This window comes from Empedobacter sp. ULE_I140 (assembly GCF_053482575.1).
Genome location: NZ_JBQMTX010000001.1, coordinates 1,908,964 through 1,933,204 on the forward strand (window position 1 = coordinate 1,908,964; position 24,241 = coordinate 1,933,204).

At 30.5% G+C, this 24,241-nt stretch carries 22 protein-coding genes; 10 read left to right on the forward strand and 12 right to left on the reverse strand.

Annotated features, from left to right (window positions below):
- Position 1: 1 nt before the first annotated feature.
- Genes ACTS9J_RS09050 through ACTS9J_RS09060 form a run of 3 tightly spaced genes read left to right on the forward strand, consistent with a single transcriptional unit; the run spans position 2 to position 5,493 of the window.
- The gene (locus ACTS9J_RS09050) at positions 2-3,343 is read left to right on the forward strand and encodes a SusC/RagA family TonB-linked outer membrane protein (RefSeq protein ID WP_221856180.1); all 3,342 of its coding nucleotides are present in this window, start codon (positions 2-4) and stop codon (positions 3,341-3,343) included.
- Between the two features lie 12 nt (positions 3,344-3,355).
- Positions 3,356-4,675 carry a RagB/SusD family nutrient uptake outer membrane protein gene (locus ACTS9J_RS09055; protein ID WP_221856182.1) on the forward strand — a complete coding sequence of 440 codons (1,320 nt, stop codon included), beginning with the start codon at positions 3,356-3,358 and terminating at the stop codon, positions 4,673-4,675.
- 56 nt (positions 4,676-4,731) lie between these two features.
- Positions 4,732-5,493, forward strand: coding sequence for a LytR/AlgR family response regulator transcription factor (locus tag ACTS9J_RS09060; RefSeq protein ID WP_448353147.1), 762 nt, complete (start codon positions 4,732-4,734; stop codon positions 5,491-5,493).
- 120 nt (positions 5,494-5,613) lie between these two features.
- On the opposite strand, the gene ACTS9J_RS09065 is transcribed toward ACTS9J_RS09060, so the two are convergent.
- The 3 genes from ACTS9J_RS09065 to ACTS9J_RS09075 form a co-directional block, all read right to left on the reverse strand.
- On the reverse strand, positions 5,614-5,877 hold the full coding sequence (locus ACTS9J_RS09065; protein ID WP_125349508.1) for a hypothetical protein: 264 nt from the start codon (positions 5,875-5,877) through the stop codon (positions 5,614-5,616).
- A complete protein-coding gene (locus tag ACTS9J_RS09070; RefSeq protein WP_221856186.1) occupies positions 5,865-6,959 on the reverse strand; it encodes a hypothetical protein in 1,095 nt (364 codons plus the stop codon). The genes ACTS9J_RS09065 and ACTS9J_RS09070 overlap by 13 nt, the downstream gene beginning before the upstream one ends.
- A 121-nt stretch (positions 6,960-7,080) precedes the next feature.
- A complete protein-coding gene (locus ACTS9J_RS09075; RefSeq protein WP_286494862.1) occupies positions 7,081-7,920 on the reverse strand; it encodes an aldo/keto reductase in 840 nt (279 codons plus the stop codon).
- A gap of 168 nt (positions 7,921-8,088) precedes the next feature.
- Here ACTS9J_RS09075 and ACTS9J_RS09080 point away from each other — a divergent pair, with 168 nt between their 5' ends.
- Together ACTS9J_RS09080 and ACTS9J_RS09085 are read left to right on the forward strand one after the other, a co-directional pair.
- Positions 8,089-8,391, forward strand: coding sequence for a hypothetical protein (locus ACTS9J_RS09080; protein WP_221856190.1), 303 nt, complete (start codon positions 8,089-8,091; stop codon positions 8,389-8,391).
- 6 nt (positions 8,392-8,397) lie between these two features.
- Positions 8,398-8,892, forward strand: a complete 495-nt coding sequence (locus ACTS9J_RS09085) for a hypothetical protein (RefSeq protein ID WP_291051680.1) — start codon at positions 8,398-8,400, stop codon at positions 8,890-8,892.
- On the opposite strand, the gene ACTS9J_RS09090 is transcribed toward ACTS9J_RS09085, so the two are convergent.
- Together ACTS9J_RS09090 and ACTS9J_RS09095 are read right to left on the reverse strand one after the other, a co-directional pair.
- On the reverse strand, positions 8,879-10,030 hold the full coding sequence (locus tag ACTS9J_RS09090; RefSeq protein WP_291051677.1) for an FAD-dependent monooxygenase: 1,152 nt from the start codon (positions 10,028-10,030) through the stop codon (positions 8,879-8,881). The two genes, ACTS9J_RS09085 and ACTS9J_RS09090, sit on opposite strands and share 14 nt — an antisense overlap.
- A gap of 96 nt (positions 10,031-10,126) precedes the next feature.
- Positions 10,127-11,509 (reverse strand): dipeptidase, encoded by a 1,383-nt coding sequence (locus ACTS9J_RS09095; RefSeq protein WP_448353148.1) that lies wholly within the window; start codon positions 11,507-11,509, stop codon positions 10,127-10,129.
- A 111-nt stretch (positions 11,510-11,620) separates the two neighbouring features.
- On the opposite strand from ACTS9J_RS09095, the gene ACTS9J_RS09100 reads away from it, so the two are divergent.
- The gene (locus tag ACTS9J_RS09100; protein WP_284583689.1) at positions 11,621-11,935 is read left to right on the forward strand and encodes a DUF4286 family protein; all 315 of its coding nucleotides are present in this window, start codon (positions 11,621-11,623) and stop codon (positions 11,933-11,935) included.
- A gap of 31 nt (positions 11,936-11,966) precedes the next feature.
- Here ACTS9J_RS09100 and ACTS9J_RS09105 read toward each other — a convergent pair whose 3' ends face one another.
- The 5 genes from ACTS9J_RS09105 to ACTS9J_RS09125 all read right to left on the reverse strand — a co-directional run bounded on the left by ACTS9J_RS09105 (position 11,967) and on the right by ACTS9J_RS09125 (position 18,121).
- Positions 11,967-12,524, reverse strand: a complete 558-nt coding sequence (locus tag ACTS9J_RS09105; protein WP_291048342.1) for a hypothetical protein — start codon at positions 12,522-12,524, stop codon at positions 11,967-11,969.
- Positions 12,525-12,812: 288 nt separating this feature from the next.
- Positions 12,813-14,096 (reverse strand): glutamate-1-semialdehyde 2,1-aminomutase, encoded by a 1,284-nt coding sequence (gene hemL, locus ACTS9J_RS09110; protein ID WP_125349521.1) that lies wholly within the window; start codon positions 14,094-14,096, stop codon positions 12,813-12,815.
- Positions 14,097-14,158: 62 nt separating this feature from the next.
- A complete protein-coding gene (locus ACTS9J_RS09115; RefSeq protein ID WP_219034629.1) occupies positions 14,159-17,605 on the reverse strand; it encodes an ATP-dependent helicase in 3,447 nt (1,148 codons plus the stop codon).
- Between the two features lie 180 nt (positions 17,606-17,785).
- Complete coding sequence (locus ACTS9J_RS09120; protein ID WP_409450540.1) at positions 17,786-17,890, reverse strand: hypothetical protein; 105 nt, start codon at positions 17,888-17,890, stop codon at positions 17,786-17,788.
- 9 nt (positions 17,891-17,899) lie between these two features.
- Complete coding sequence (locus tag ACTS9J_RS09125; RefSeq protein ID WP_371875736.1) at positions 17,900-18,121, reverse strand: hypothetical protein; 222 nt, start codon at positions 18,119-18,121, stop codon at positions 17,900-17,902.
- Between the two features lie 112 nt (positions 18,122-18,233).
- Here ACTS9J_RS09125 and ACTS9J_RS09130 point away from each other — a divergent pair, with 112 nt between their 5' ends.
- A complete protein-coding gene (locus ACTS9J_RS09130) occupies positions 18,234-18,767 on the forward strand; it encodes a hypothetical protein (RefSeq protein WP_291048334.1) in 534 nt (177 codons plus the stop codon).
- A 37-nt stretch (positions 18,768-18,804) separates the two neighbouring features.
- On the forward strand, positions 18,805-19,770 hold the full coding sequence (locus ACTS9J_RS09135; protein WP_448353149.1) for a D-2-hydroxyacid dehydrogenase family protein: 966 nt from the start codon (positions 18,805-18,807) through the stop codon (positions 19,768-19,770).
- A gap of 28 nt (positions 19,771-19,798) precedes the next feature.
- Here the strand turns inward: ACTS9J_RS09135 and ACTS9J_RS09140 are convergent, their stop codons facing one another.
- Together ACTS9J_RS09140 and ligA are read right to left on the reverse strand one after the other, a co-directional pair.
- On the reverse strand, positions 19,799-20,356 hold the full coding sequence (locus ACTS9J_RS09140) for a hypothetical protein (protein WP_448353150.1): 558 nt from the start codon (positions 20,354-20,356) through the stop codon (positions 19,799-19,801).
- Positions 20,356-22,350 carry an NAD-dependent DNA ligase LigA gene (ligA, locus tag ACTS9J_RS09145; protein ID WP_416410226.1) on the reverse strand — a complete coding sequence of 665 codons (1,995 nt, stop codon included), beginning with the start codon at positions 22,348-22,350 and terminating at the stop codon, positions 20,356-20,358. Before ligA ends, ACTS9J_RS09140 begins: the two co-directional genes overlap by 1 nt.
- 120 nt (positions 22,351-22,470) lie before the next feature.
- On the opposite strand from ligA, the gene ACTS9J_RS09150 reads away from it, so the two are divergent.
- Positions 22,471-22,725: a hypothetical protein gene (locus tag ACTS9J_RS09150; RefSeq protein WP_038334370.1), complete on the forward strand. Its 255-nt coding sequence runs from the start codon at positions 22,471-22,473 to the stop codon at positions 22,723-22,725.
- A gap of 791 nt (positions 22,726-23,516) precedes the next feature.
- Positions 23,517-24,221 carry a phosphoadenylyl-sulfate reductase gene (locus ACTS9J_RS09155; protein WP_115000595.1) on the forward strand — a complete coding sequence of 235 codons (705 nt, stop codon included), beginning with the start codon at positions 23,517-23,519 and terminating at the stop codon, positions 24,219-24,221.
- The last annotated feature ends 20 nt before the right edge of the window (positions 24,222-24,241 follow it).

Genomic DNA, 24,241 nt, shown 5'->3' on the forward strand with positions numbered 1-24,241 from the left:
AATGAAAAAGACACTCATTCTTTTGCCACTTTTTGCGGCAAGTATTGCGTTTTCTCAAGAAAAGAGAGTGATTACAGGTTCGGTTCAAGACGAAAAATCGTTGGTTGGAATTGCTGGTGCGTCTGTTAAAATTGAAGCTCAATCAATTTCGACAAAAACAGATCAAAAAGGAATTATAGAAAGTGTAACGGTTGGTACTGTTACAGATGAAGATGGTTTCTTTTCATTAGAAGTACCTGCAGGTACAAAATCTGTATTAATTAGTTATTTAGGTTACGATTCTAAATTAGTTGAACTTTCTACAGATTTATCAACATATCATGTAAGCTTAAAATCAACTTTAGGTGAAGTTCTTCCAGAAAATAATGATTTAAAAGAAGTTGTTGTTACAGGTTATCAAAAAATTGAAAAACGGAAACTAACATCGGCAGTATCAACTGTAAAAATGGATGATATTCAACAAGCTGGTGTTGCTAGTGTTGATCAATTGTTAAGCGGACAAATTGCTGGTGTAGCTGTTTCTACAGAAACTGGTTCGCCTGGTTCACCAAGTAAAATTAGAATTCGTGGTACGGCTTCTCTTTCTGGTCCACAAGATCCGTTATGGGTGATTGATGGTTTACCATTAGAAGGAAATGATGTGCCAAACTTTAACGATAAAGATAACATCGATCAATTGCAAAACTTTTCTATCGCTGGATTAAATCCAAACGATATCGAAGATATTACAATCCTTAAAGATGCTGCTGCAACAGCTATTTATGGTGCAAGAGCTGCAAATGGTGTAATTTCGATTACAACAAAACGCGGTAAAAAAGGCGCTATGACGGTTAATTTTTCTGCGAATACATTTGTAACAGCTCGTCCAGATTTTGGTCGTTTAAATTTACTAAATGCTTCTCAGAAAGTTGATCTTGAATTAATGCTTGCTAGTCGCGATGATTTAACGTATCGTACTGATAAAGGCGAAGTAATGCGAATTTTGCAAAAGAATGGTCAATTAAATGCTTTACGAAATGGAGGTTTTAATTCTTTAGATCTTATCACGCAAAATCAAATTAATTCTTTACGAAATAACACAACCGATTGGGGAAAATTATTGTATCGTAATGCAATTAATACACAATACGGTTTGAGTATTTCAGGAGGAAATGATCGTTCTGATTATTACTTCTCATTAGGATATTATGATGAGCAAGGAACAACGATCGGAACAGGTTTTGAACGTTATAATCTTACTTTAAAAAACAATTATAAACTTAACGATAAATTAGATGTAGGGATTTCTATTTTTGCAACTTCAAGTGATAAAAAATCTTTTGTAACAGATGCAGATGCGTCTATCAATCCGATTAATTATTCACGAAATGCGAATCCATATTTATCTCCATTCAATGCAGATGGTTCTTATCGTTATGACAACGATATTGATGGATTTGAAGATCGTTCTGTTCCATTCAATTTTATCGAAGAAAGAGAAAACACAAATTATACATTAAAAAACCGTTCGTTAAAAGGTATTATTGATCTTAATTATCAATTAGCAAAAGGTTTAAAATTAACATCTCAATTCGGAATTCAGTACGATAGTAACAAAACAGAAAAATACGCTGAGCAAGAAACTTATTTTACGCGTAAAATGAAAGAAGGAACGCGTTATTATAAATCTGGACAATATTTGTATTTCTTACCTGACGGAGGAGTTAAACAAAATTGGGATAACGAATTTTTTCAATATAACTGGAAGTTACAAGGAACATATAGTACTACGATTAACAATCGTCACGAAATTGATTTGATGGCTGGGACAGAAATTCGTCATACACAAAACGAAACGACTTTAACACGTGCTTTTGGTTACAATAAAACGACGAAAACAGGAACGCCAATCGTTTTCCCAAATTCAAGTTTTGCTGCAGATAAACGTTACGAAACGTACAGAGAGATGCCAACGGAAGAAAATGCTTATGTATCTACATTTGCAACAGCTTCGTATACATTAGACAGAAAATATACAGTTTTTGGTAGTGTTCGTTATGATGGAACAAATTTATTCGGAGTTAATAAAAAATATAAATACTTACCAATTTGGGCAGTTTCTGCTTCTTGGTTAGTTTCAAAAGAATCGTTTATGGAGAACATCGATTTTATTTCGAATCTTCGTTTACGTGCTTCTTATGGTTTACAAGGAAATATTGATCGTAATACTTCACCTTTCTTTATTGGTGAATATAATGATGCAACAATTTTACCAGGTAATAAAGAAGATATTATCAATGCGATTAATTTACCGAATGATTTGTTACGTTGGGAAAAAACAACGAATACAAATGTTGGGTTAGATTTAGGTCTTTTCAAAAATCGTATCAACCTTGCTGTTGATGTGTATAATCGTAAAGGAACAGATATGATTAGTATGCGCGAAACACCATTAGAAACAGGTTTTGAATATACAATGGTGAATTGGGGAGAATTGACAAACAAAGGTTTTGAGATTGCTTTAACAACTCGCAACATTGATAAGAAAAACTTTAAATGGTCGACAACAATTAATTTTGCGCACAACAAAAGTAAAGTTCTTAAAGAGCAACAACGTGAAAATAGTTTAATTCCATCTCGTGAAGGTTTACCTGTAAATGCAATTTTTGCTTTAAAAACAGCTGGATTTGACGAATACGGAAATCCAATGTTTTGGAAAGGAGATGAAAAAGTTTCTGCAAAAGAATTCTTTGCTTTATATGACTTATACGAAGATTTTTTACCAGGAGAAATTGTGGATTCTAAATTAACAAGCGAAGAAAAACGTAAATTATTTACTTATATCGGAGATCGCGATCCTAAATTTACAGGAGGTATTATCAATAATTTCAAAATTCACAATTTTGATTTAACGATTTCTGCAGCATTCAATTTAAAACAAACGGTGATGAAAACACCTTCTTATCGTGGAATGGAATTGGATCCAGGTCGTAATTATACGCAAGATATTTTCGAGGCAGGTTCTACACTTCCAGGAATTACAAGTCCAATTAAAGGAGATAACGATAGTTGGATGGCGAACAAATGGTTTGCAGGAAACAATGCAAACGCGTACAATTTATTAGACATTTGGGCGAAAGAAATTAGTTATATGCGAATCAGTAGTATTCGTCTTGGTTATACTTTACCAAACAAATATGCTGAGGTTGTCGGTTTCAAAAGCGCTCGTTTTAGCTTAGAAGGACGTAATTTATTTGTATTTAGTAATGGATACAAAGGTTATTTTGATCCAGAAACTTACGGAAATATTTATGCACAACCAATTGCTAAATCTGTAACAGTAGGCCTTAATGTTTCTTTCTAAATCTTAAATCAAATGAAAAAAATATTTTTATTATTAAGCATAGTTGCAGTTAGCTTTACAGCAGTTAGTTGTGACAATTACTTGGATATTGAACCAGATGGAAAAGTGATTCCAAAAACGGTAGAAGATTACCGTATGGTTTTAACGAATTCTTATTCAAAATATCCAACACACAAGTCGTTGACAGCTTTACGTACGGATGAGGTTACATTGAATGAATACTCAAATGACTTTATTTCGTACCGAGAAATTGCACAATGGAAGGATACAAATCCAGATCAAATATCAATTCAATTTCCTTGGGTTAGTTTTTATACGGTGATTTTTTATGCCAATCAAATCATCAACGAAGGACCAAAAACAATGGAAAACTCTGCTGAAAAAGATCAATTATTAGCAGAAGCTTATGCGTTACGTGCGTATGCGTATTTTGATTTGGTGAATTTATACGGAAAACCATATAATTCAGCAACAGCAAGTACAGACAAAGGTGTTCCTCTAAATTTAAAAGTAGATTTAGAAGCAACGCTTAAACCATCATCTGTTCAAGAAGTTTATAATCATATTGAGTCTGATTTATTGCAAGCGACAAAGTTGATGAAAATGAATCAGCAATTAGCTGGATTAAATTATAGATTCTCGAATGCAGCTTTAAAAGCTTTAGAAGCAAGAATCGCTTTGTATAAAAATGAATGGCAAAAAGCAATTGATTTTTCTGATTCTACATTAAAAATCAAAGGTGATTTAGTGAATCTGAACACAACAAAACAAGTTCCAAATCATTATACATCTGCCGAATCTATTTTAGCTTTAGACAATACATTGAATCCTGCAATTCAGTATATGTCATATGCTTCACCAGAACTGTTAAGTAGTTATGATACAGAAAATGATCTACGTTTTCCGCTTTATTTTGAGAAAAGTGGATCAAAATATAAAGTTATCAAAGGTGGAAATTCAGAGTTCAAAACGTCTTTCCGCGTAGCTGAATTATATTTTATCAAAGCTGAATCATATTTGAAATTAAATAAGTTAGATCAAGCAAAAGCAACTTTATTTTCAGTTTTACAAAATCGTTATACAGCAACTGGTTTTGCAAAATTACAAACAGAAATTTCTGCGATGAATTCTACTGAATTGATGAAGTTTATTTTAGATGAACGTTTTAGAGAATTTGCGTTAGAAGGACAACGTTGGTACGATTTACGTCGAGCAAATCAAAAACAAATTATACATCAAATTTCAGGTAAAGAGTATATTTTACAAGAAAATGATGTTCGTTATACAATAGAAATTCCACAAGCAGCTAAGCTCAATAATCCTCATTTATAACATTTTTAGACCGTCTTTATTCATCATTTAGACGGTTTTTTTATACTTTTGCATTCATGAAAATTGCAATTGTAGAGGACGAATTATTGGCGGTTACTTATCTAAAAAATCTGTTAGAGGAGCAATCGATTGTTGATATTTCTTCAATTACAATTTTGCGCTCAACAAAGCAAGCAAAGGAGTTTTTTAGAGATAATTCGGTTGATTTAATCTTCATGGATATTCATTTGGGTGATGGGAAAAGTTTCGAGATTTTTCAGGAAGTTGAGATTCTAACGCCAATTATTTTTATCACTGCTTATGATGAATATGCGATGAAAGTTTTCAAGCATTTTACGATAGATTATATTCTGAAACCCTTTGAAGTAGAGGAGTTGCATATTGCATTGCAAAAATTCAAGACTATTCGAACTAGTTTTGATATTTCACCAACATTACAATCGATAGCTGTTTTAGAAAATTCACCGTCCGAGATTATGCATCGTTTTTTGGTAACGAATGGTAACAAATTACGTTCGGTAGAAGAACACGAAATTGCTTATTTTTTTGCTTCGGGAAAACATCTTTTTATAAAAACGAAAGATGAACAAACCTATATTTATGATGATACAATAAAGGATATTATAAATAAATTGGATGAAACTATTTTCTTCAAAATCAATCGAAAATTTATTGTTCACATTGATGCAATTACTGAAATAATAAGATATTCAAGTCAAAAAATTGAAATCCATCTTCAACCAAAATCCGAAGCTGAACAAGCTATTTTTATTAGTAAAACACAGATTAATGCTTGGATGGATTGGATGAATAGGTAAAAAAAATCTCACATTTGTGAGATTTTAATTAACTTATAATGTTACTTTTTATTAAAATCGTCATTTCTAGTGAAATTCTTTTAGAATTTTGTATCGAGAAAAAGATTTTAAAATATTAGTTTATAAATTCTCTAACATCAAGATAATTTCACTTTCGATACGTTGCATCATTTCAGGCAAAATTTCGATTTGATGTTTTACATTTTCGATGGTATTGTACGTCAATTCTCCCGTGTTCAAATTCAAATTATATTCAATTTGTCCTTCCCACGAATTACTCGATTCATAAAATGAAACCATTTCAAAAGGCAATCTTGGCAAAATTTCGCCAAAATGTTCTTCTAATTTGATTCGATTTTCTTGATTAATTGTTAGTTTTTCCATGATCTAATAATCATTGCATTAGCAGAAGTTTCGTAGAAAATAATCGCTAATAATTGTAAAAATTCAGCATGATTTAGCTTTCCAGCAACTACTTCTTCAATATCTGCTTCGTAATATTCTTCAATTGTTTTGGTCATCAAGGCCTTAAAATTCTCTAACGGAATATTTTGATCTTTCAATTCATTTAATAAATAATTATTCGAAGCTAAAAAATCAGGACGAGTTCCGAAAATAGGAGACTTACGAATATTTAACGCATTATGAAAAGTTTGCGAAATCAAAACGCCACGTTCCAATTCTTCGAATTCCCAACCTTTACGAACTCTTCTTGGATTATTTTCATAGAAAATATGGTTGTGAAAAGCGTGAATATGTTTCGCAATATCCGTGTTGGTATGTAAATAAAGAAACTGCAAAATCGAACTAAACAAATGATTTGCGTTCAGATTCGCTGGATAATACGTGTACAATAATGGATAATGAAACAATGTTGTGTACAACGGTGAAAAACTATCAATAATGTTTAGATTCAATACATTTATTCCTTCAAAATCTACTTTCTGATTCGTTTGATAATAATTAATTCCAGCCAAATAAATATCCTCATAACTCAATTCAAACTGATTAAGATACGCTCCAATTTGTTTGAAAAATGATGTATTTAAATTATGATTTGTAACTAATTTATATTGTTTATTTTCAAATTCTTTAATAAAATCTAACTTAAACTCTGACTTTAAATTATCATTGATAACTTTATCAAAATCAAATGATTTATTTCTAATTACATTGACATAAATTTCGTTGTATGTATAAATAATTTGCTTTATTGGTTCTGTATCCAAAGCTTCAAACGGATTGATGTCAGCATTTGGCGTAGCATACAACGTAAACAAACGACGAAATTCTTGTTGAATCTTTTCTTCTTCCGCAAACATATTCATCAATTGATTGGTGTTCGCAGCAATAATACTTTCACCTAAAAAAAATAAAATACCAGCTTTCAAATCTTCATCAAAACCACATCTTTCAAGGGTTTGATCAAAATAAGTTTTGAATGGATTTTCAGGATTTTGGCTCATATCGAATAATTTTTTTTATCATTTAAAAAGTAAAAGTATTGATTTTTTGAAGATTTAAAACGAAAAAACCTCTGCAAAACAGAGGTTTTTAAAATTTATTTTAGTGAATTTGTTTAACTTGTTAAAATTCAACCATTGAAGGATTCAATCCAGAAAAACCATCAGCTGGCATTTCATCTATCGCTTTTACATCTTCTACACTTAATTTAAAATTATTTGAAGTTAAATTCGCTTCAATATTTTTTTCTGAAGAGGAGCGAGGAAGTGGTAAAATTTCTTTCGCCAAACAATAATTAATACAAATCTGACCAACTGAAACATTGTATTTATCAGCCAAAGAAACAATTAATTCGTTCTCCAAAATTCTTCCAGAACCTAGCGGACTCCATGCTTCAACTAACAAATCGTTTTGTCTACAAAAATCGACTAATTCTGGTTGCGAATGTCCTGGATGAATCTCAATTTGATTAACCATTGGTTTGATTTCAGCCGTTTCAAATAAAGCTTCCAAATGATTGATATTGAAATTACTCACACCAATCGCTTTTGCTTTTCCAGATTTGTAAATTTCCTCAAAAGCTTGCCAAGTTCCAGCATTCAATTCTGCCCAAGTATCAGGAAATTGCGTTTCATTTGCTGGCCAATGAATCAAATATAAATCCAAATAATCTGTCTGTAAATCAGCTAAAGTTTGCTCAAATGCAGCCATTGCTTTTTCGTATCCACGCTCAGAATTCCAACATTTAGATGTAATGAATAATTTACTACGATCTACATTTTCAGCTTTCAAAACTGTTCCAATTTCTTTTTCATTTTTGTAGATTGCTGCCGTGTCAATATGTGTATATCCTTTTGTTAATGCAATTTTTAGAGGTTCTATAACTTTTTCACCTTCCAATAACCATGTTCCAAATCCAATTGCAGGAATTTCGATCCCGTTTGATAGTTTAAAGTTTTCCATTTTTTCAATATTTTTATATTCAAATTTATCTCAAAACAACCAATTTCAATAATTAGTAGACGTTAATTCTTATGTTAAAACTCATTTATAGAAATCTTAAATTTAATTGTTTGTTAATAAAATAGTTCTATATTTATTCTCGAAAAGTGATAGGAAAAAATATTAAAAATGACACAATTTACAGGTACGATTGAGGATTTTATGAATACACATGAAGAATTTATTAATGCTTTGATTCTTAGAAAAATTAATCAACAAGTTGTATTAGATAAGAAAGATGCAGAAGATATTCAGCAAAATGAATTTATTCAACAAAAATTAGATGATTTAAAAGAACATATGACTGATTTGTTTGAAAATGAATTTGGTGATTGGGAAATTACAATGGATTTAGAATCTTTTGAACAAGAATTTGATAAACATTTTCAGATTTCGAAGCAAGAATTAGAAGATAATGTGCTGTTGAAGTAGGTGATTATGGAAGAAAAACAGATTTTACATGTTGATTTCGCAACTTTGAGACAATCGTATATAGAAGTCAAAAATTTTCTAGAAAAAACAACAAAAGAAAAAGTTGAAAATGTTGATGTTCTGATTGAGAAAGATTTATTTTTATCAGGATTAGATAATGAATCACTTTTGATAGCGTTTATAGAAAAATATGATATTGATTTTTCTAAATTTGATTATTCAAAACATTTTTTGTCAGAAGGAGAATTAGCGAATGGATTCCAAGTTGTCTTAAATATAGTTTTTATTCCGTTATATTTTCTATTTTGGTTGATAAAAGAATTTACTTTTGATTTGATTGACTTAAATAAATATTTGATTAAGATTGTGAAATTATTTTCAACTAATCAAAGAGAAACTCGTGATATGAGTTTTGGAGATTTGTTAACTTCTTATGTCAACAAGAAATATACGTTAAGAAACACTACAAAATTCGTTTTGCATAATCCTAAACTCTCATAAAATCTTCTTCCAACAAGTCTTCTAAAGGACTTTGCATCAAAGATTGTGGTAAATTTCGGAAAGCAAAATTTCGTATATTCATCAAAAATTTATTGTCGACTTGAGCAACTTTTCCAGCCAAACGAGAAGTATCGATAATATAATGTGTTCGTTTCAAACGACGTAAATTATAATGTTCAAAAGCTAACAAAATATCAGTATCTTTTTTGATTAGTTCATCATACAAAACACAAACATCTTCAACAGCCATGCATGCGCCTTGCCCCATGTTTGGTGTGGTTGCATGTGCTGCATCTCCAATTAACAATACACGATTAAATGCATAATTATTAATCGGTTTTATATCCATAATTGGCGTAGCAATGATGCTTTCTGGATTCGTTTTTTGTAAAGTATTTCTGATTTGTCCCGAATAATCTTTGAACTGATTTTTAATATCACTTAAAGCGTAGTTGTAAACTTCAGAATTTAGTTTTGTATTGACACAAGCATACCAATAAATTTGATGATTGATTAATGGCGTCAAACCAAATCGACCATTTGGTCCCCATGTTTCGATGCTCTTTTTTGAATTGTAAGATTTATCCTCTACAATAGCACGCCAACAAATATAGCCTGCATAACGAGGTGTTGAATGTTTTAACAATTGTTGACGAATTGTAGAATTTATCCCATCAGCACCAATTAAATAATCACCTTCTGTAGAAGTTCCATCTTCAAAATGAAGGACAACTTTCTCAAAACTTTGTTCAAAGAATTTTATTTTTTTTGACGTTTTAATTTTATTCGAATCAATTTTCGAGACTAAATAATGATGTAAATCTGCACGATGAATGGCAAAATTTTCGTTGTTGTAATTTTTTCTTAATCGTTCTGTGTCCGCTTTCAGAATTGTTTTTTCTTTCCAATCTTGAATTTCAAAATCTTCTAACATATGCCCCAAAGGCGCAACCTCTTCTGCTAAACCAAGAATTTCAAACGCTTTCATTGCATTAGAAGCCAAACCAAAACCAGCCCCAATTCCACGAACTTCTGTCGAAGCCTCGAAGATTTCGTAATCATAATTTAAGTCTTGCAAAGCTTTTGCTAAAGTTAAACCCGCAATTCCTGCACCCGCAATTAAGAATTTTTTACTCATTGATAAAAATAAAGTTCAAAATTAATCATTCTACTATAAACCAAAAAGAAAAGCGAATCAATTTGATTCGCTTTTCAGAAGTTATTTTGTCGGAAATTATTGTTCGTTAAAATATTTGTAGAAATATGGAATAGTTTCGATTCCTTTGTAGAAATTGAATAAACCATAATGTTCGTTTGGAGAGTGTATAACGTCAGAGTTTAATCCGAATCCCATTAAAACAGATTTTGTTCCTAATTCTTCTTCGAATAAAGCAACAATTGGAATAGATCCACCAGCTCTTTCGGCTAACGCTTCTTTCACAAAAGTTTCAGCTAACGCTTTTTTAGCAGCGATAAAACCAGGATGATTTGTTGGTAAAATATAAGGTTTACCTCCATGATGTGGTTTTACTTTAACTTCTACAGAAGAAGGCGCTAAAGTTGGGAAATAATCTGCAAATTGTTTTGTTACAACTTCTGGATCTTGTCCAGGAACCAAACGCATTGAAATTTTAGCATACGCATGAGAAGGAATAACTGTTTTAGCACCTTCGCCAATATATCCTCCCCAAATTCCGTTTACATCTAAAGTAGGACGAATAGAAGCTCTTTCGATTGTAGAAAAACCTTCTTCTCCTTGGATATCAGCAATACCAATAGATTTCTTGTATTCTTCTACATCAAATGGAATTTTAGCTAAATCAGCTCTTTCGTCTTCTGTTAATTCAAGAATTGGTTCATAGAAACCTGGAATTGTAATGTGACCTTTTTCATTGATTAATTTTCCAATCATTGTTGCTAAAACATTAATCGGATTAGGAACAGCTCCACCATAAACACCAGAGTGCATATCGCGATTAGCTCCTTTTACCTCAACTTCTACATAAGATAAACCACGTAAACCAACAGAAATAGAAGGTTGTTCGTTTGAAATCATAGAAGTATCAGAAATCAAAATCACATCATTTTTTAATTTCTCTTTATTGTTTTTAACGAAATTTACTAATGAAGGAGAACCAACTTCTTCTTCACCTTCGATCATAAATTTAACGTTACAAGGTAATTCGTTTGATTTGTTTAAAGCCTCAAAAGCTTTAACGTGCATAAACATTTGACCTTTATCATCAGCAGAACCACGAGCAAAAATTGCTCCGTCATGATGAATTTCTGTCTTTTTGATTACTGGCTCGTATGGTCCAGATTCCCATAATTCTAAAGGATCAGCTGGTTGTACATCGTAATGTCCGTAAACTAAAACAGTAGGTTTTGAAGCGTCAACTATTTTTTCTCCGTAAACAACAGGAAAACCTTCTGTTTCGCATACTTCAACATTATCAGCACCTGCTTCTTTTAAATATTTTGCAACCATCTCGGCAGCATCATTTACGTCTTGTGTGTAGGCTGGATCAGCACTAACTGAAGGAATTTTAAGTAATTCGATTAATTCATCAAGAAAACGTTGTTTATTCTCTTGTATAAATTGTTGCGTATTGTTCATTTTTGTTTGTTATGAATAATAGGTAAATTTAAAAATAAAATCTTGATTAGACTTTCTTTTTCAAGAAAAATATAATGCGAAAACCTTTGTATCTTTGCAAAAAATTAGAGAATGATATTATATAATACAACTTTTATTGTTGAACAAGAAGTGCATGATGATTGGTTTGCGTGGATTCAGAAAGAGCATATTAATGATTATTTGAAATCAAATTGTTTTATCGGTGCTCGTTTAGGAAAAATAACTTCTCATATAGAACCTGGGGCGGTTTCTTATTCTTTGCAATTATTTGTGAATGATGAATTGACTTTAGATAAATTCAAGAATAATTTTTTATCAGAAATTAAACAAAAAAGTTTGCAAAAATACGCGACTAAAGTACTAAGTTTCGAAAGTGAAATGGAACATATAGGGGATTATAATTAAACAAAAGCTCGAGAAAATTCTCGAGCTTTTTTTATATTCTTTTTTGAAAAATAACTTCAATATTCAATTCAATCCATTGTTTGGTGCTAAAATCATAATATGACTTTGTAATATTTGTAGATAGACGATTGTAGTCTATAATTTTTAAATTTTCAATAGAAACATTTTTTTTATTTTCCTTGTTACCAGTATAGTTGCTTTCTGTATAACTACTATCTTTTATAACCATTACTTTATCCGATAATGTTGTAGATGTTACAAATCCATATTTTACAAAATCTGCATAACCGCTTGGTATACTTGGATAATCATAATTTATTAATGTTAGAGGAAAATTAAAGGAGATTAATTTTACTTTAGGTCTAACTTCTAAAAAGTTCTCTTGTTTATTAAGAATTTCAATTTCATCCAACAAATTAGTTGATGTTTTTTTATCATTGTTTAAATCAACTGGGATATTAGCTTTATAGGACACAATATTATAAGTCTCAACTACATCTTCTTCCGAAAAACCATCATCATCTTTACATCCAAAATTAATAAGAATTATACTAGATGCAAGTAGTAGTTTAAAGTAATTTGTAATCATATCATTATGAATTTTAGTAAATATAATAATTTCATTGATTTGTATAGTTATCAATTTTTGATTTATGTTTTTTTGACTTTAGTTGAATTATTTCAGAATTGGTTTCGATTTAGATAAAAATACCTATTACGATATTTTACTTCCGAAAAATTATAATTCAAACAAAGCGTTTGTTATTAAAATGGGCAAATCACCTGATAAAACAGAAAAATTGATGGACGCAAAAATGTAGTTCCAAAATAGAATAAAAAAATGCAGTAGTTTTTCTACTGCATTTTTTGTTTATGTTTAACCTTCGAAGCTTCTTACAGCGTCTAATGTTTTATTAATTTCAGCATCTTTAATTGCATCAGAAATAAACCAAGTTTCGTATCCAGAAGGAGCAATGTAAACTTCGTTCGTTAATAAATGATGGAAAAATTTGTTGAATCTTTCGTGGTTACATTTGGTCACATCTGTAAAGTTTTTAATTTCCGTTTGCTCTGTAAAGAAAACAGACATCATCGACCCTAAACGATTGATATGATTTGGAATTCCTTTTTCTGCAAAGATTTTAGAAATTTCAACATCTAAAGTTTCTGTAGCGTTATCAATTCTATTGAATAATGCTCTATCATTATTGATAATATTCAATGTTGTGATACCAGCACGCATAGCAATTGGATTTCCTGATAATGTTCCCGCTTGATAAACAGGGCCAAGAGGAGCAAGGTGATTCATGATTTCGCGACGAGCAGCAAAAGCACCAACAGGGAAACCTCCGCCAATTACTTTACCAAATGTTACAATATCTGCATTGATGTTTAAACGTTCTTGAGAACCTCCCATCGCTTGACGGAAACCTGTCATTACTTCATCAAAAATTAATAAAGCTCCATTTTCATCACAAATTTGTCTTAATCCTTCTAAGAAACCTTTTTCTGGAACAATACATCCCATGTTTCCTGCAATTGGCTCAACAATAATAGCTGCAATTTCGTCTTTATTTTGTTCGAATAAAGCTTTTACATCTTCCAAATTATTGTATTCTGCCAACAACGTATCTTTTGCAGTTCCTTGTGTTACACCCGGAGAATTTGGATTTCCGAAAGTTGCAGCACCAGAACCAGCTTTAATCAAAAATGAATCTGAATGTCCATGGTAACAACCTTCAAACTTAACAATTTTATCACGATTTGTATAACCTCTTGCCAAACGAATTGACGACATACAAGCTTCTGTACCTGAGTTCACCATACGAACCATATCGATGTTTGGAACTACAGAAGTAATTAATTTTGCAATTTCAGTTTCCAATTCAGTTGGTGTACCAAAAGAAAAACCATTTTTCATCTGCTCAACAGTCGCATTCAAAACACGCGGATCTGTGTGTCCAATAATCATTGGTCCCCAAGAATTGATGTAATCTACGTAAGCACGTCCATCTTCATCATAAATATAAGCACCTTCGGCTTTTTTGATAAAAATTGGCGTTCCTCCAACAGATTTAAATGCACGAACAGGAGAATTTACACCTCCTGGAATATATTCTTGCGCGTCTTTGAATAATGCGCTACTTCTTTGATACAACATAATTTTACAAAAATAGTTGCACAAATTTACTGAATCTTAAATGAATTATGAAGTGATTTTGATTAGATTATAAGTTTATGTGAAGATTTATTTTCTAAATACTCAATTAATGTTTTAATCAATTGATTTTCTTTCAAAATCGTTTGATTTCCAATCAAAAATAATTGCTCTTTTGCACGTGTTAACGCCACATTTAGTTTTCGGTCAACATTTCCTTGGTCATTCATATTCACCAACGCATTCAATTGTGAATAATATGTTACCGCAAAACTATACAAAATAATATCGCGCTGACTTCCTTGATAACGCTCAACTGTATCAACCGTTATTTGCTCGTAATTAGGAATATTTGCTAATTCTAATTTTTGTTTAATCAAGGCAATTTGATTACGGAAAGGCGCAATAATTCCAATTGTTTTCTTTGCATCAAATTCTTTTTTATTGATTTCGTATAAATGAATAATTTCTTGTACAAATTTCACAATCAAATCGGCTTCTTGCTCATTCGTTGAAGGCAAATAAGGATTTTCGTCCACATTGATAAACGCAAAACGATGATTCGTAATAAAGTTTTGTAAATCATTTGATTGATTATGATTTTCAAAATGTAAATCTGCACGTTGGCGATGTAAACTTTGCTTAATCTCTTCATTCAAATTTGGAATATCATAGGCAACATTTAATTTTCCATCATAAAAATAATTGTTCGGAAAATCTGCAATTTCAGCATGCATTCTTCCTTGATAAGTCAATTGGTCAAATGAATTTTCGTTATTATTACGCTCACAAAATTCATACAAACGTTCGAAAATTGAGTTTTTACGATTGATTAAACCAATATTTTCTAATAATTCGTTGTTCGTTTTTGCTAATTCAGGATTTTGCAAAACAATTGCAGGCAACTGTTTGTGATCACCAATCATGATAAAACGTTCTGCTTTTGGTAGAATTCCAACAATTTGTGGTTCTAAAATTTGTGAAGCTTCATCAATAATAATTGTATCAAATTTCTTTAATTTCAGAATATCATTTTTACTCGAAATTGAAGCAACCGTCGAAACAAAAATGCGTTGTTTACGAATAATATCTTGAATTGTTTTTCTCGAAAATTTTTCTCCTTTTTGCTCTAAATCAACATCTTTTTGCTCGATAATTTTATTCAATAAATTAGGATGAAATTCAGGAGAAGTAGATAATTCATTCCCAATTCTGATGAACTTTTGTTCAATTTGATCAGAAATAGCCGAATTTATCGATTCACATAATTCATCAACCGCACGATTTGTATACGCCAAAAGCAAAATATTACAATCTTGTTTCTCGTAGATTTCTTTCACCAATTCTTTGATGATAATCGATGTTTTTCCTGTTCCTGGAGGTCCATTCAACAAGAAATAATCTTTAGAAGAAAGCGCTTTTTTCAAGATTCGATTTTGTTCATCCGAAAGATTTGAGTTAAAATACGCATAATCCATTTGATTTCTTGGAATAGATTGCGTTAAAATCAAATCTTTTTTTGCTTTAGAAGAATGAATTAATCCATACAGATTTCGGTACATCGAAACAAAAGAAGAATCCATAAAATCGCGTTCCAAAGCCCATTTTCCTGATGAATCAAACGAATCAAAAAAGCGTGTGTTGGGCTGCTGATAACGAAAACGCAACACAATAAATTCTCTCGAAATACTTTTGATGGTACATTTAAAAACCTGATTTGTTAAAACCGAATCTTTGAAATTATTTCTTGGATAAAGAATGCAAATATCACCTTCGCGAATCGAAATAAAATCATTCGCAGGATTAGTTCTTTTTAACTTGATTTCACGTTTTGGATCAGAAATATGATTTTCTACAATTTCTAAATCATAAATAATCTCGAAATTATTATTTTTTTCTTCGAAAGTATTCAGCCACAAACTCGCCAAACCGTTGTTAGAAGTTGATTGTCCCAAACCAAGTTTCGCCATATATTGCTCTTTCGCAATGAAATTCGTAAACGAATAAAAATAAGCTTTTTCTAACGGTGAACTATTTTTGATCGGATAGATAAATTTATCCAACTGTTCTTCTAAAATTTCTTTGAAACGAGGATTAATTTTTCGTTTGATAAAATTGGCAGGTTTAATCGAATAAATAGTTGATTCAATATCGGTTAATGCATGATTTGCTAACCGATTTTCATTGATAATTATTCGATTTCGTAAATCAAAAATACGTTGAACTCGCGCTAAAGTTGGCACATCAAAACGTAAATTTCCTTGATATACTTTCGAATAGAAGATATAACCTTCGGTGTTTTTTGTGACATCTTTAAACTCTAAATCATATAAAACACCAATAATTTGGTAATATAAAAAGAGCTGCGTCGCATGATTTGGCTTGACACTTTTTCCATCATCAGGAAAAGGTGCACCACCAGATTTCAGCTCGATAATTTTATTTTTTCCTTCGGGATTAATGTCTAATAAATCTAAACGACCCTGAATACCATATTGTTCGCACAAAAATGAAGGCTCTATTAATGCACGATCCAACGAAATATCATATTGAGGAAAATCCTCGGTCAACACTTTTTGAATACGGTCAAAATGACCTTTTGCTTCCAGATAATAATCTTTCAAGTCTTGTGGATTCGTCAAATCGTTGCAAGCCGTATATTCTAATGGATAATTTTTGAAATCATTCTTGAAAATCTCATTAAAATCTGTGTTTTCAATGTTTTCTGTTGAAAAATGATCGACTACTGAATTGGCAAAATTTCCTAAACGAATGTGTTTACTATTTGGCGATTCTTCAAATTTTTTCTGAATATAATGCAATTCAGAAGTTCCATAATCCTGAAAACATTCAGCAATTGCCGAAATATCAACCAAATAATCTGGTTCGAGAATGATAAAACGTGGATGATAAATTCCTTCTTCATCAATCGTCGAATTGACTAAATTTAATTGTGCACCAACCCAAAAATCCTCAACAGAAGTAAAGTTTTCATTTACGCCATCCTCATCAATTTGAACTGTAATATTTTCTTCTGTTTCATTATCTTCATGATCGCAAATCAAACAATCTCGTTTGATTTCAATCACTTGAACACGCAATTTTTTAACCCGATTTCGAGTAAGAATTTTGTTTGTATAAAATTCTTTTTCAGGAAAATAGTAGATAATTTCTGCTGGAATCATTACTTCATAAATCGAAGAAATAAAATCTGCAACATATTTATAATGTGTAAAATATTCGTGTTCTGTCGGTTCGTATTTCTCGCTCAGAATTCGTTGAGCCGTTTTACGAAAGGAATGAATTTTAGTGGAAACTTGGTATTGATTACAGATAAAAGATAGCTTCGAGAAAAAGTTAGAAAACTGTAAAGCTTCGTTTTTTGTCAACTCAAATGCAATATTTTCAACCAAACGTTTTAAATCTAAATATTTAAAATTGATTGGTTTATTGGCAAGTTGAATTTGTAAAACTTCATTTAGCAGTTGATTTCCTATTTCTTCTCGATTCACGGCGATTAATTTGGTGTAAAATTAAGACTAAATATTGTATTAAAAAGACGTTTAATCCCACGTTTTCCAATCATCACTTGTAAACAACCATTTTGGAGTTTTAATTTTACCTTGTTGTAATTTATACCAAGGATTTAATTTTTTATTCATCGGATTATTAAGAATTTGAATTTTTTCAAATTATTTAATTCTCAAAGGTGAAACAATGACAGCAAATCCATCAGGATCTAAGAAAGAAATTCCGTTATCATTCCAATATGGATTTTTAGATTTTATTGGTTTGATATGATGAAATTATAAACGCTCAATAATTTTTTCATATTCTTGTTGTGTTGTTGGATAAAATACCAAACAATTGTCTTCATCAAAGTGATGATTTATATTTTCGTGAGTTGTTGTAAATTTTAGATGCCAGTTTAAATCTGGTTTTCCAATAAAAATACCATCATATCCATTATGATTTTGAAACTCTCCAAGAATTTCAAAATTTAAAACTTTAGTATAGAATTTTTTTATTTAGTTGATTTGATTGGTATGACGAGCGACTCAAAATTGCATAAAATTCACTATTATTATTGATTGAAAATTAGTTTATTTTATTGAATTTTATGGAAATAATTTTAGTACAATGAAGAAAACTCTTTTATTAATTTCGTTTATTATTTTTAGTTTATTTAATGTATTTGCTCAAAAACAAAAAGATTCTAAAAGTTCTGAAGTTATTATTTCAAAAGATTTTAAAAATAAATTAGATCCAATTAAATCAAATTTTAATCGAATTAATTCGATTAAAATTTGGACAAAAATAAAAGAAATTGAAACTGATGATTCTACCGAAGGTGGTTTTATTAATTATTATTTTTTGAACGATAAATTAGAAAAAATTGTGGTTCGAAAATTTGGAAAATCAGGTCAATATTTAGCCGAATATTATTTGTTAAATGATAAATTGTCTTTTGTTTTTGAACAAGGTACAACTTATAATTTTCCTTTATATTGGAAAGGATTTGATGATAAAAAATCGAAAATTGAAGAATTTCGTTATTATTTTGAAGATAGAAAATTGATTCATTTTATAGGAAAATCTAAAAATTACAAAACTGAAAGTAAAGATACTTTGGACGAATTTGATGAGATAATTAAGAAAGAGAAAAGTAATTAGATAAATCAAAATAACTACATTTATTAAAAATTAAACAATGAAAATTGCCATATTAGATGATTATCAAAATGCTGTACCGTATTTGAAATGTTTTGATTTAATAAAAGATTATGATGTTAAGGTTTTAAATCGTTCATATACAAATACAAAGGATTTAGCAAAAGAAATTGAGGATGTTCAAATTTTAGTTTTGATAAGAGAACGTACGAAAATAAATGAAGAATTATTATCCCTTTTACCAAATTTGAAATTAATTAGTCAAACAGTCAAAATTTCAAATCATTTAGATTTAGCCGCTTGTACAAGTAGTGGAGTTGCTGTGTCAGAAGGAATTGGTTCTCCTATTGCTCCAGCCGAATTAACTTGGATGTTGATAATGAATGCAACTCGAAAAATACCTCAAGCTATCGAAGCGATGAAAAAAGGCGAGTGGCAGACTAATATTGGTTCTACAATAAATGGTAAAACAATTGGAATTTGGGGATATGGAAAAATAGGACAGATGATTGCACAGTATGCAAAAGCTTTTGGAACGAAAGTGCAAGTTTGGGGAAGTGAAAATTCTCGTCAAAAAGCATTGGAGGATGGTTTTCAAGCAAGTAATTCTAAAGAAGATTTTTTCTCTACAAGCGATGTTGTTACACTTCATATTCGATTAAATGAGCAAACAAAAGGTATTGTGAAATTTGAAGATTTGAAATTAATGAAACATGATGCAATTATTGTAAATACTTCTAGAGCTGAACTAATTAAGAAAAATGATTTAAGTAAAGCTTTAAGTCAAAATACACCAACTTATGCTGCTTTAGATGTATATAACTCTGAACCAATTTATGATAAAAATAATGAATTTCTAACGAATCCGAATGTAATTTGTACGCCGCATTTGGGTTACGTTGAAGAAAATAGTTACGAATTATATTTCTCAAAAGCTTTTGAAAATGTTGTGAATTATATTGAAGGAAATCCAATCAATATTGCAAATCTTGAAGTTTTAGATTAATAAAAAATCCGTCAATTGACGGATTTTTTTAATACACTTCTTCTTTTTTGAAGAAAACCGTGTCGTTTCCTTTTCTAAATTTCAGTTCTGAATATCGAATCGTATAATCATCGGACATTCCATAAGTTTCTAAAATAAAATTATCCTTAAAACGATAATTTCTATTGGTTTTATGTTTTGCATTTGAACCTAATTCTTCTTTCAAACTCAATATTACTGGAGAAATTTTGAATCGAGGATCAGTTTCTATTCGATTAATAATGGTATTGACATCGGCAGAATCCATATTCAAAACTGTTTCTTGTTTCATGTTTTTAATTCCAGAAATATCTGTCGAAACAATTTTTAAATTTCCTTTAAACCCAATTCCAGCTTGGTGTAAATCGGTTTTCAAATCATCATTAGAAAACATTTGATTTCTGTAACCATATTTCACCATCGGAATCATCACAATAAAAAATATCGCAAGCGAAACTATCATTGCAGCTTTGTTGTAGCCTGCCATTCTCAATCCATAATATATAAATGGAATCAAAATCAATAATACAATTCCGAATATAATGACAGCAATTAATCCTGATTCCATTAGCCTTTAATCATATTTAAAAATTCGTCCTCGGTCAACACGACAACTGTTCCAATTTCTTCTGCTTTTTTCAATTTACTTCCAGCTTTATCGCCAGCAACCAAAAAATTTAAGTTTTTAGAAACTGCAGAAATATTTTTTCCACCATGATCTTCCACCATTTTTTGTGCATCAGTTCGATTGAATTTAGTCAAAGTTCCTGTAAACAAAAACGTTTTGCCTTCCAAAGAATCTGACAAAGGTTTTGCTTCTTCACCAATCTCGAAATTCAACCCGTAATCACGTAAACGTTGAATCAAAATTTGATGTTGTTCTTCTTTAAAATATTCCTTAATCGAAATTGCAATTTTTTCTCCAACATCCGTTACAGAAACTAATTCTTCCATTGTTGCATTCATCAAACGATCAATATTTTGAAAATGTTTAACCAATTTTTTTGCAACCGTTTCACCTACATGACGAATTCCAATTGCGTACAACACCTTTTCGAAAGGTTGCTCTTTAGATTTTTCGACAGAATTAATAATATTTTGAGCAGATTTTTCAGCCATTCTTTCCAAAGGCAAAATATCTTCTTTTTGTAAAGTATAAAAATCAGCAATGTTATTAAGCAAATTTGCTTTGTGTAGCAAAACAGCTGTTTCACCACCAATACTTTCAATATCCATTGCTTTTCGAGAAACAAAATGCTCTAATTTTCCAATTATTTGAGGTTCGCAACCATTTTCATTTGGACAATAATGCTGTGCTTCGCCTTCATTACGAATTAATTCTGTTCCGCAAGAAGGACAATTTTTAATAAATTCGATCTCTTCGGTTCCAGGTTGACGAACATCAGTATTAACACCGACAATTTTCGGAATAATTTCGCCGCCTTTTTCCACATAAACCATATCACCAATGCGGATATCCAACTTTTTAATAATATCTTCGTTGTGGACAGAAGCACGTTTTACGATTGTTCCAGCCAAAGAAATAGGTGCAAGATTTGCAACAGGCGTAATCGCTCCAGTACGACCAACTTGATAATCGATGCTCAATAATTCGGTTTCGGCAGCTTCAGCTTTAAATTTATACGCCATTGCCCAACGTGGAGATTTCGCAGTATAACCTAATTCATCTTGTTGCGAAAAAGAATTTACTTTGATCACAATTCCGTCCGTTTCGTAAGGTAAATTTTTACGTTCGATATCCCAATGATCTACAAAAGCTAAAACTTCTTCCAAAGAAGTACATAATTTTGATGTATGCGGAATCTTAAAACCTAATTCATCAGCGGCTTGTAGCATTTCCCATTGTGTAGAATAAGGTAAATTATTTCCGATAAAATAATATGGGAAACATTGTAAACCGCGTTTCGCAACTTCTGTATTATCTTGTAATTTTAATGATCCAGAAGCGGTATTTCGAGGATTTGCATACAATTCTAAACCATTATTAGCGCGTTCTTCATTAATTGAAGCGAATTTATTGAGCGGAATTGTAATTTCGCCACGCATATAAAAACGTTCAGGATAATTTCCTTTCAATTTCAATGGAACAGATTGTATAGTACGTATATTATTCGTGATTTCATCACCTTGTGTTCCATCTCCACGCGTTACAGCCTGCGTCAATTCTCCATTTTCATACAAAATAGAAATCGAAGCGCCATCATATTTCAATTCGCAAACAAATTCTACTTTTTCACCTAACGTTTTCTCAATTCGTTTTTCCCAATCTTGTAAATCTTCAATTGAATATGAATTGTCTAACGAATACATTCTAAATTCGTGTGTAATCGTCGGAAAATTTTTTGTAACCATTCCACCAACGCGTTGTGTAGGGGAATTAACATCAAAAAAGATAGGATTTTCGTCTTCTAATCGTTTTAATTCTTTCAATTTCAAATCAAATTCGAAATCAGAAATTGTCGGATTATCTAAAACGTAATAATTATAATTATGCTGAGTAAGCTCTTCTCGAAGCGCTAAAATTTTGTCTTGTATTTCCATTCTAAAAATGTTACCGAACAAAGATAAACACTTGAATTAATACGAACAATTTTTAAAATAATTTGGAATGATTTATATTTAGGAATATTTATTGCAACGTTTATTGAAAAATAATCAACTATGAATAATTTATTAGAAGTTTTGGACACAAAATCAAAAGGTTTTGAAAATACAGTTTCTATCGTAACAACTGGAGCAGCAGCAGGAATTGCAATTTCGAAAGCAATTAATAAGAACGAAAAAATTGGAGCTGTTGTTGGAGTAGGAGTAGGCTTGCTGGTTTATGCAATGTTTAGTCCTCAAAACAAATTGGAAAAAGAGAATAAAAAATTGGAAAAGCAAATAGAAGAGTTTGAAGCTAAATTGGAAAAATAATCTGTTTTTATTTGTAAGTATTTTAACTTATTTGGTGAGTTTAATTTTGCCTGTTCACTTATTAAGTATTGATTTTATTGAATATTATTCTGGAGATTCTAGAACAGAATATTTGAATTACATATCTAATATTAGGATATATAACGATATCAGAGTTGCCAATTGATTTTATCTGTTGGTTAGGGAACTTTACATTATTATTTTCTTGGATTTTTTATAAGATAAAAATAGGATGAATATTAGGTATTATCGCTGTTATTCAAATGTCATTATACGAAATTAATCATTTAACAAGATTAGATATTTTACAAATACATGAATATGATTTACCACATTTTGGTTATTGGATTTGGTTATTTTCATCCATTTTTGTCCTAATTTATCATTACAAAAAATATAAATTAAAAAGTCAAACATTGTAAAGTTTGACTTTTTAGTTTTGTGATATTCATAATTCGTTCTCGAAGATGATTAGATAGAATTTATTCTTAAGACATTTTAAATGTTTTTATCTTAATAATTATATTGATTTTCGAATTAATTAGCAATCCATACTCTATGAAAACCTTTATTTAATGCCAATTTGGACTGATTTTCTTCTATTTTACGAATATGAAAATTCACTCTCGAAGATGATTTAAGTATAAACAAAATTTGCTTGTATAATTTATTGATTCTATATTATATTATATCTATAAAATTAGTCGAGATTAGTGTTGTTTTAGAAAATTGGAATTAATACATTTGTTAAAATAAATACTCTATAAAAACTATAGATATTATATAAGAAAATGAATCAACTAAAAGAGATATTAGAAAAAGTTACAGGACAAGTAAGTTTAGAAGAAAAATTATTTTTTTTGAATAACAACGTTAAAGAAAAAATAGTTTTTTCGACAAGTTTTGGTTTCGAAGATCAAGTTATTTCTCATGTTATTTTAAGTCAAAAATTAGACAATATTAAGATTTTTACTTTAGATACAGGTCGTGTTTTTCAGGAAACGTACAATACGTGGAACAAAACAGAATTTAAATATCAAGCGAAGATTAAACCATTTTATCCACCAACAGAGGAGTTAGAAAATTTTGTTGAAGAAAATGGAATTAATCCTTTTTACGATTCGGTTGATTTAAGAAAACAATGTTGCTATATCAGAAAAGTAATTCCTTTGAATCGTGCATTAAAAGAAGCATCAGTTTGGATTACAGGTTTGCGTGCGGAGCAATCGAATAATCGACATGATATGCACGAAATAGAGTTTGACGAAGAAAAACAATTATTCAAATTCAATCCATTGATTGATTTTACAACAGGGGATTGTTTCGAATATTTGAAAGAAAATAGAGTTCCTTACAACCCGTTACACGACAAGGGTTTTATAAGTATTGGTTGTGCTCCTTGCACACGTGCTATAAACGAAGGTGAAGATTTTCGTGCCGGAAGATGGTGGTGGGAAGACAATAGTAAAAAAGAATGCGGTCTACATGCAAAGTAGACTTCAGGTGTTAATTTAAT

Excerpts from the sequence above, each read along its gene's own strand:
- ACTS9J_RS09095 (WP_448353148.1), bottom strand. The coding sequence starts at position 11,509 with ATGAACAATACGCAACAATTTATACAAGAGAATAAACAACGTTTTCTT.
- ACTS9J_RS09080 (WP_221856190.1), top strand. The coding sequence starts at position 8,089 with ATGACACAATTTACAGGTACGATTGAGGATTTTATGAATACACATGAA.
- ACTS9J_RS09050 (WP_221856180.1), top strand. The coding sequence starts at position 2 with ATGAAAAAGACACTCATTCTTTTGCCACTTTTTGCGGCAAGTATTGCG.
- ACTS9J_RS09075 (WP_286494862.1), bottom strand. The coding sequence starts at position 7,920 with ATGGAAAACTTTAAACTATCAAACGGGATCGAAATTCCTGCAATTGGA.
- ACTS9J_RS09090 (WP_291051677.1), bottom strand. The coding sequence starts at position 10,030 with ATGAGTAAAAAATTCTTAATTGCGGGTGCAGGAATTGCGGGTTTAACT.
- ACTS9J_RS09065 (WP_125349508.1), bottom strand. The coding sequence starts at position 5,877 with ATGGAAAAACTAACAATTAATCAAGAAAATCGAATCAAATTAGAAGAA.
- ACTS9J_RS09055 (WP_221856182.1), top strand. The coding sequence starts at position 3,356 with ATGAAAAAAATATTTTTATTATTAAGCATAGTTGCAGTTAGCTTTACA.
- ACTS9J_RS09100 (WP_284583689.1), top strand. The coding sequence starts at position 11,621 with ATGATATTATATAATACAACTTTTATTGTTGAACAAGAAGTGCATGAT.
- hemL (WP_125349521.1), bottom strand. The coding sequence starts at position 14,096 with ATGTTGTATCAAAGAAGTAGCGCATTATTCAAAGACGCGCAAGAATAT.
- ACTS9J_RS09085 (WP_291051680.1), top strand. The coding sequence starts at position 8,398 with ATGGAAGAAAAACAGATTTTACATGTTGATTTCGCAACTTTGAGACAA.
- ACTS9J_RS09105 (WP_291048342.1), bottom strand. The coding sequence starts at position 12,524 with ATGATTACAAATTACTTTAAACTACTACTTGCATCTAGTATAATTCTT.
- ligA (WP_416410226.1), bottom strand. The coding sequence starts at position 22,350 with ATGGAAATACAAGACAAAATTTTAGCGCTTCGAGAAGAGCTTACTCAG.
- ACTS9J_RS09150 (WP_038334370.1), top strand. The coding sequence starts at position 22,471 with ATGAATAATTTATTAGAAGTTTTGGACACAAAATCAAAAGGTTTTGAA.
- ACTS9J_RS09140 (WP_448353150.1), bottom strand. The coding sequence starts at position 20,356 with ATGGAATCAGGATTAATTGCTGTCATTATATTCGGAATTGTATTATTG.
- ACTS9J_RS09060 (WP_448353147.1), top strand. The coding sequence starts at position 4,732 with ATGAAAATTGCAATTGTAGAGGACGAATTATTGGCGGTTACTTATCTA.
- ACTS9J_RS09070 (WP_221856186.1), bottom strand. The coding sequence starts at position 6,959 with ATGAGCCAAAATCCTGAAAATCCATTCAAAACTTATTTTGATCAAACC.
- ACTS9J_RS09155 (WP_115000595.1), top strand. The coding sequence starts at position 23,517 with ATGAATCAACTAAAAGAGATATTAGAAAAAGTTACAGGACAAGTAAGT.
- ACTS9J_RS09130 (WP_291048334.1), top strand. The coding sequence starts at position 18,234 with ATGAAGAAAACTCTTTTATTAATTTCGTTTATTATTTTTAGTTTATTT.
- ACTS9J_RS09135 (WP_448353149.1), top strand. The coding sequence starts at position 18,805 with ATGAAAATTGCCATATTAGATGATTATCAAAATGCTGTACCGTATTTG.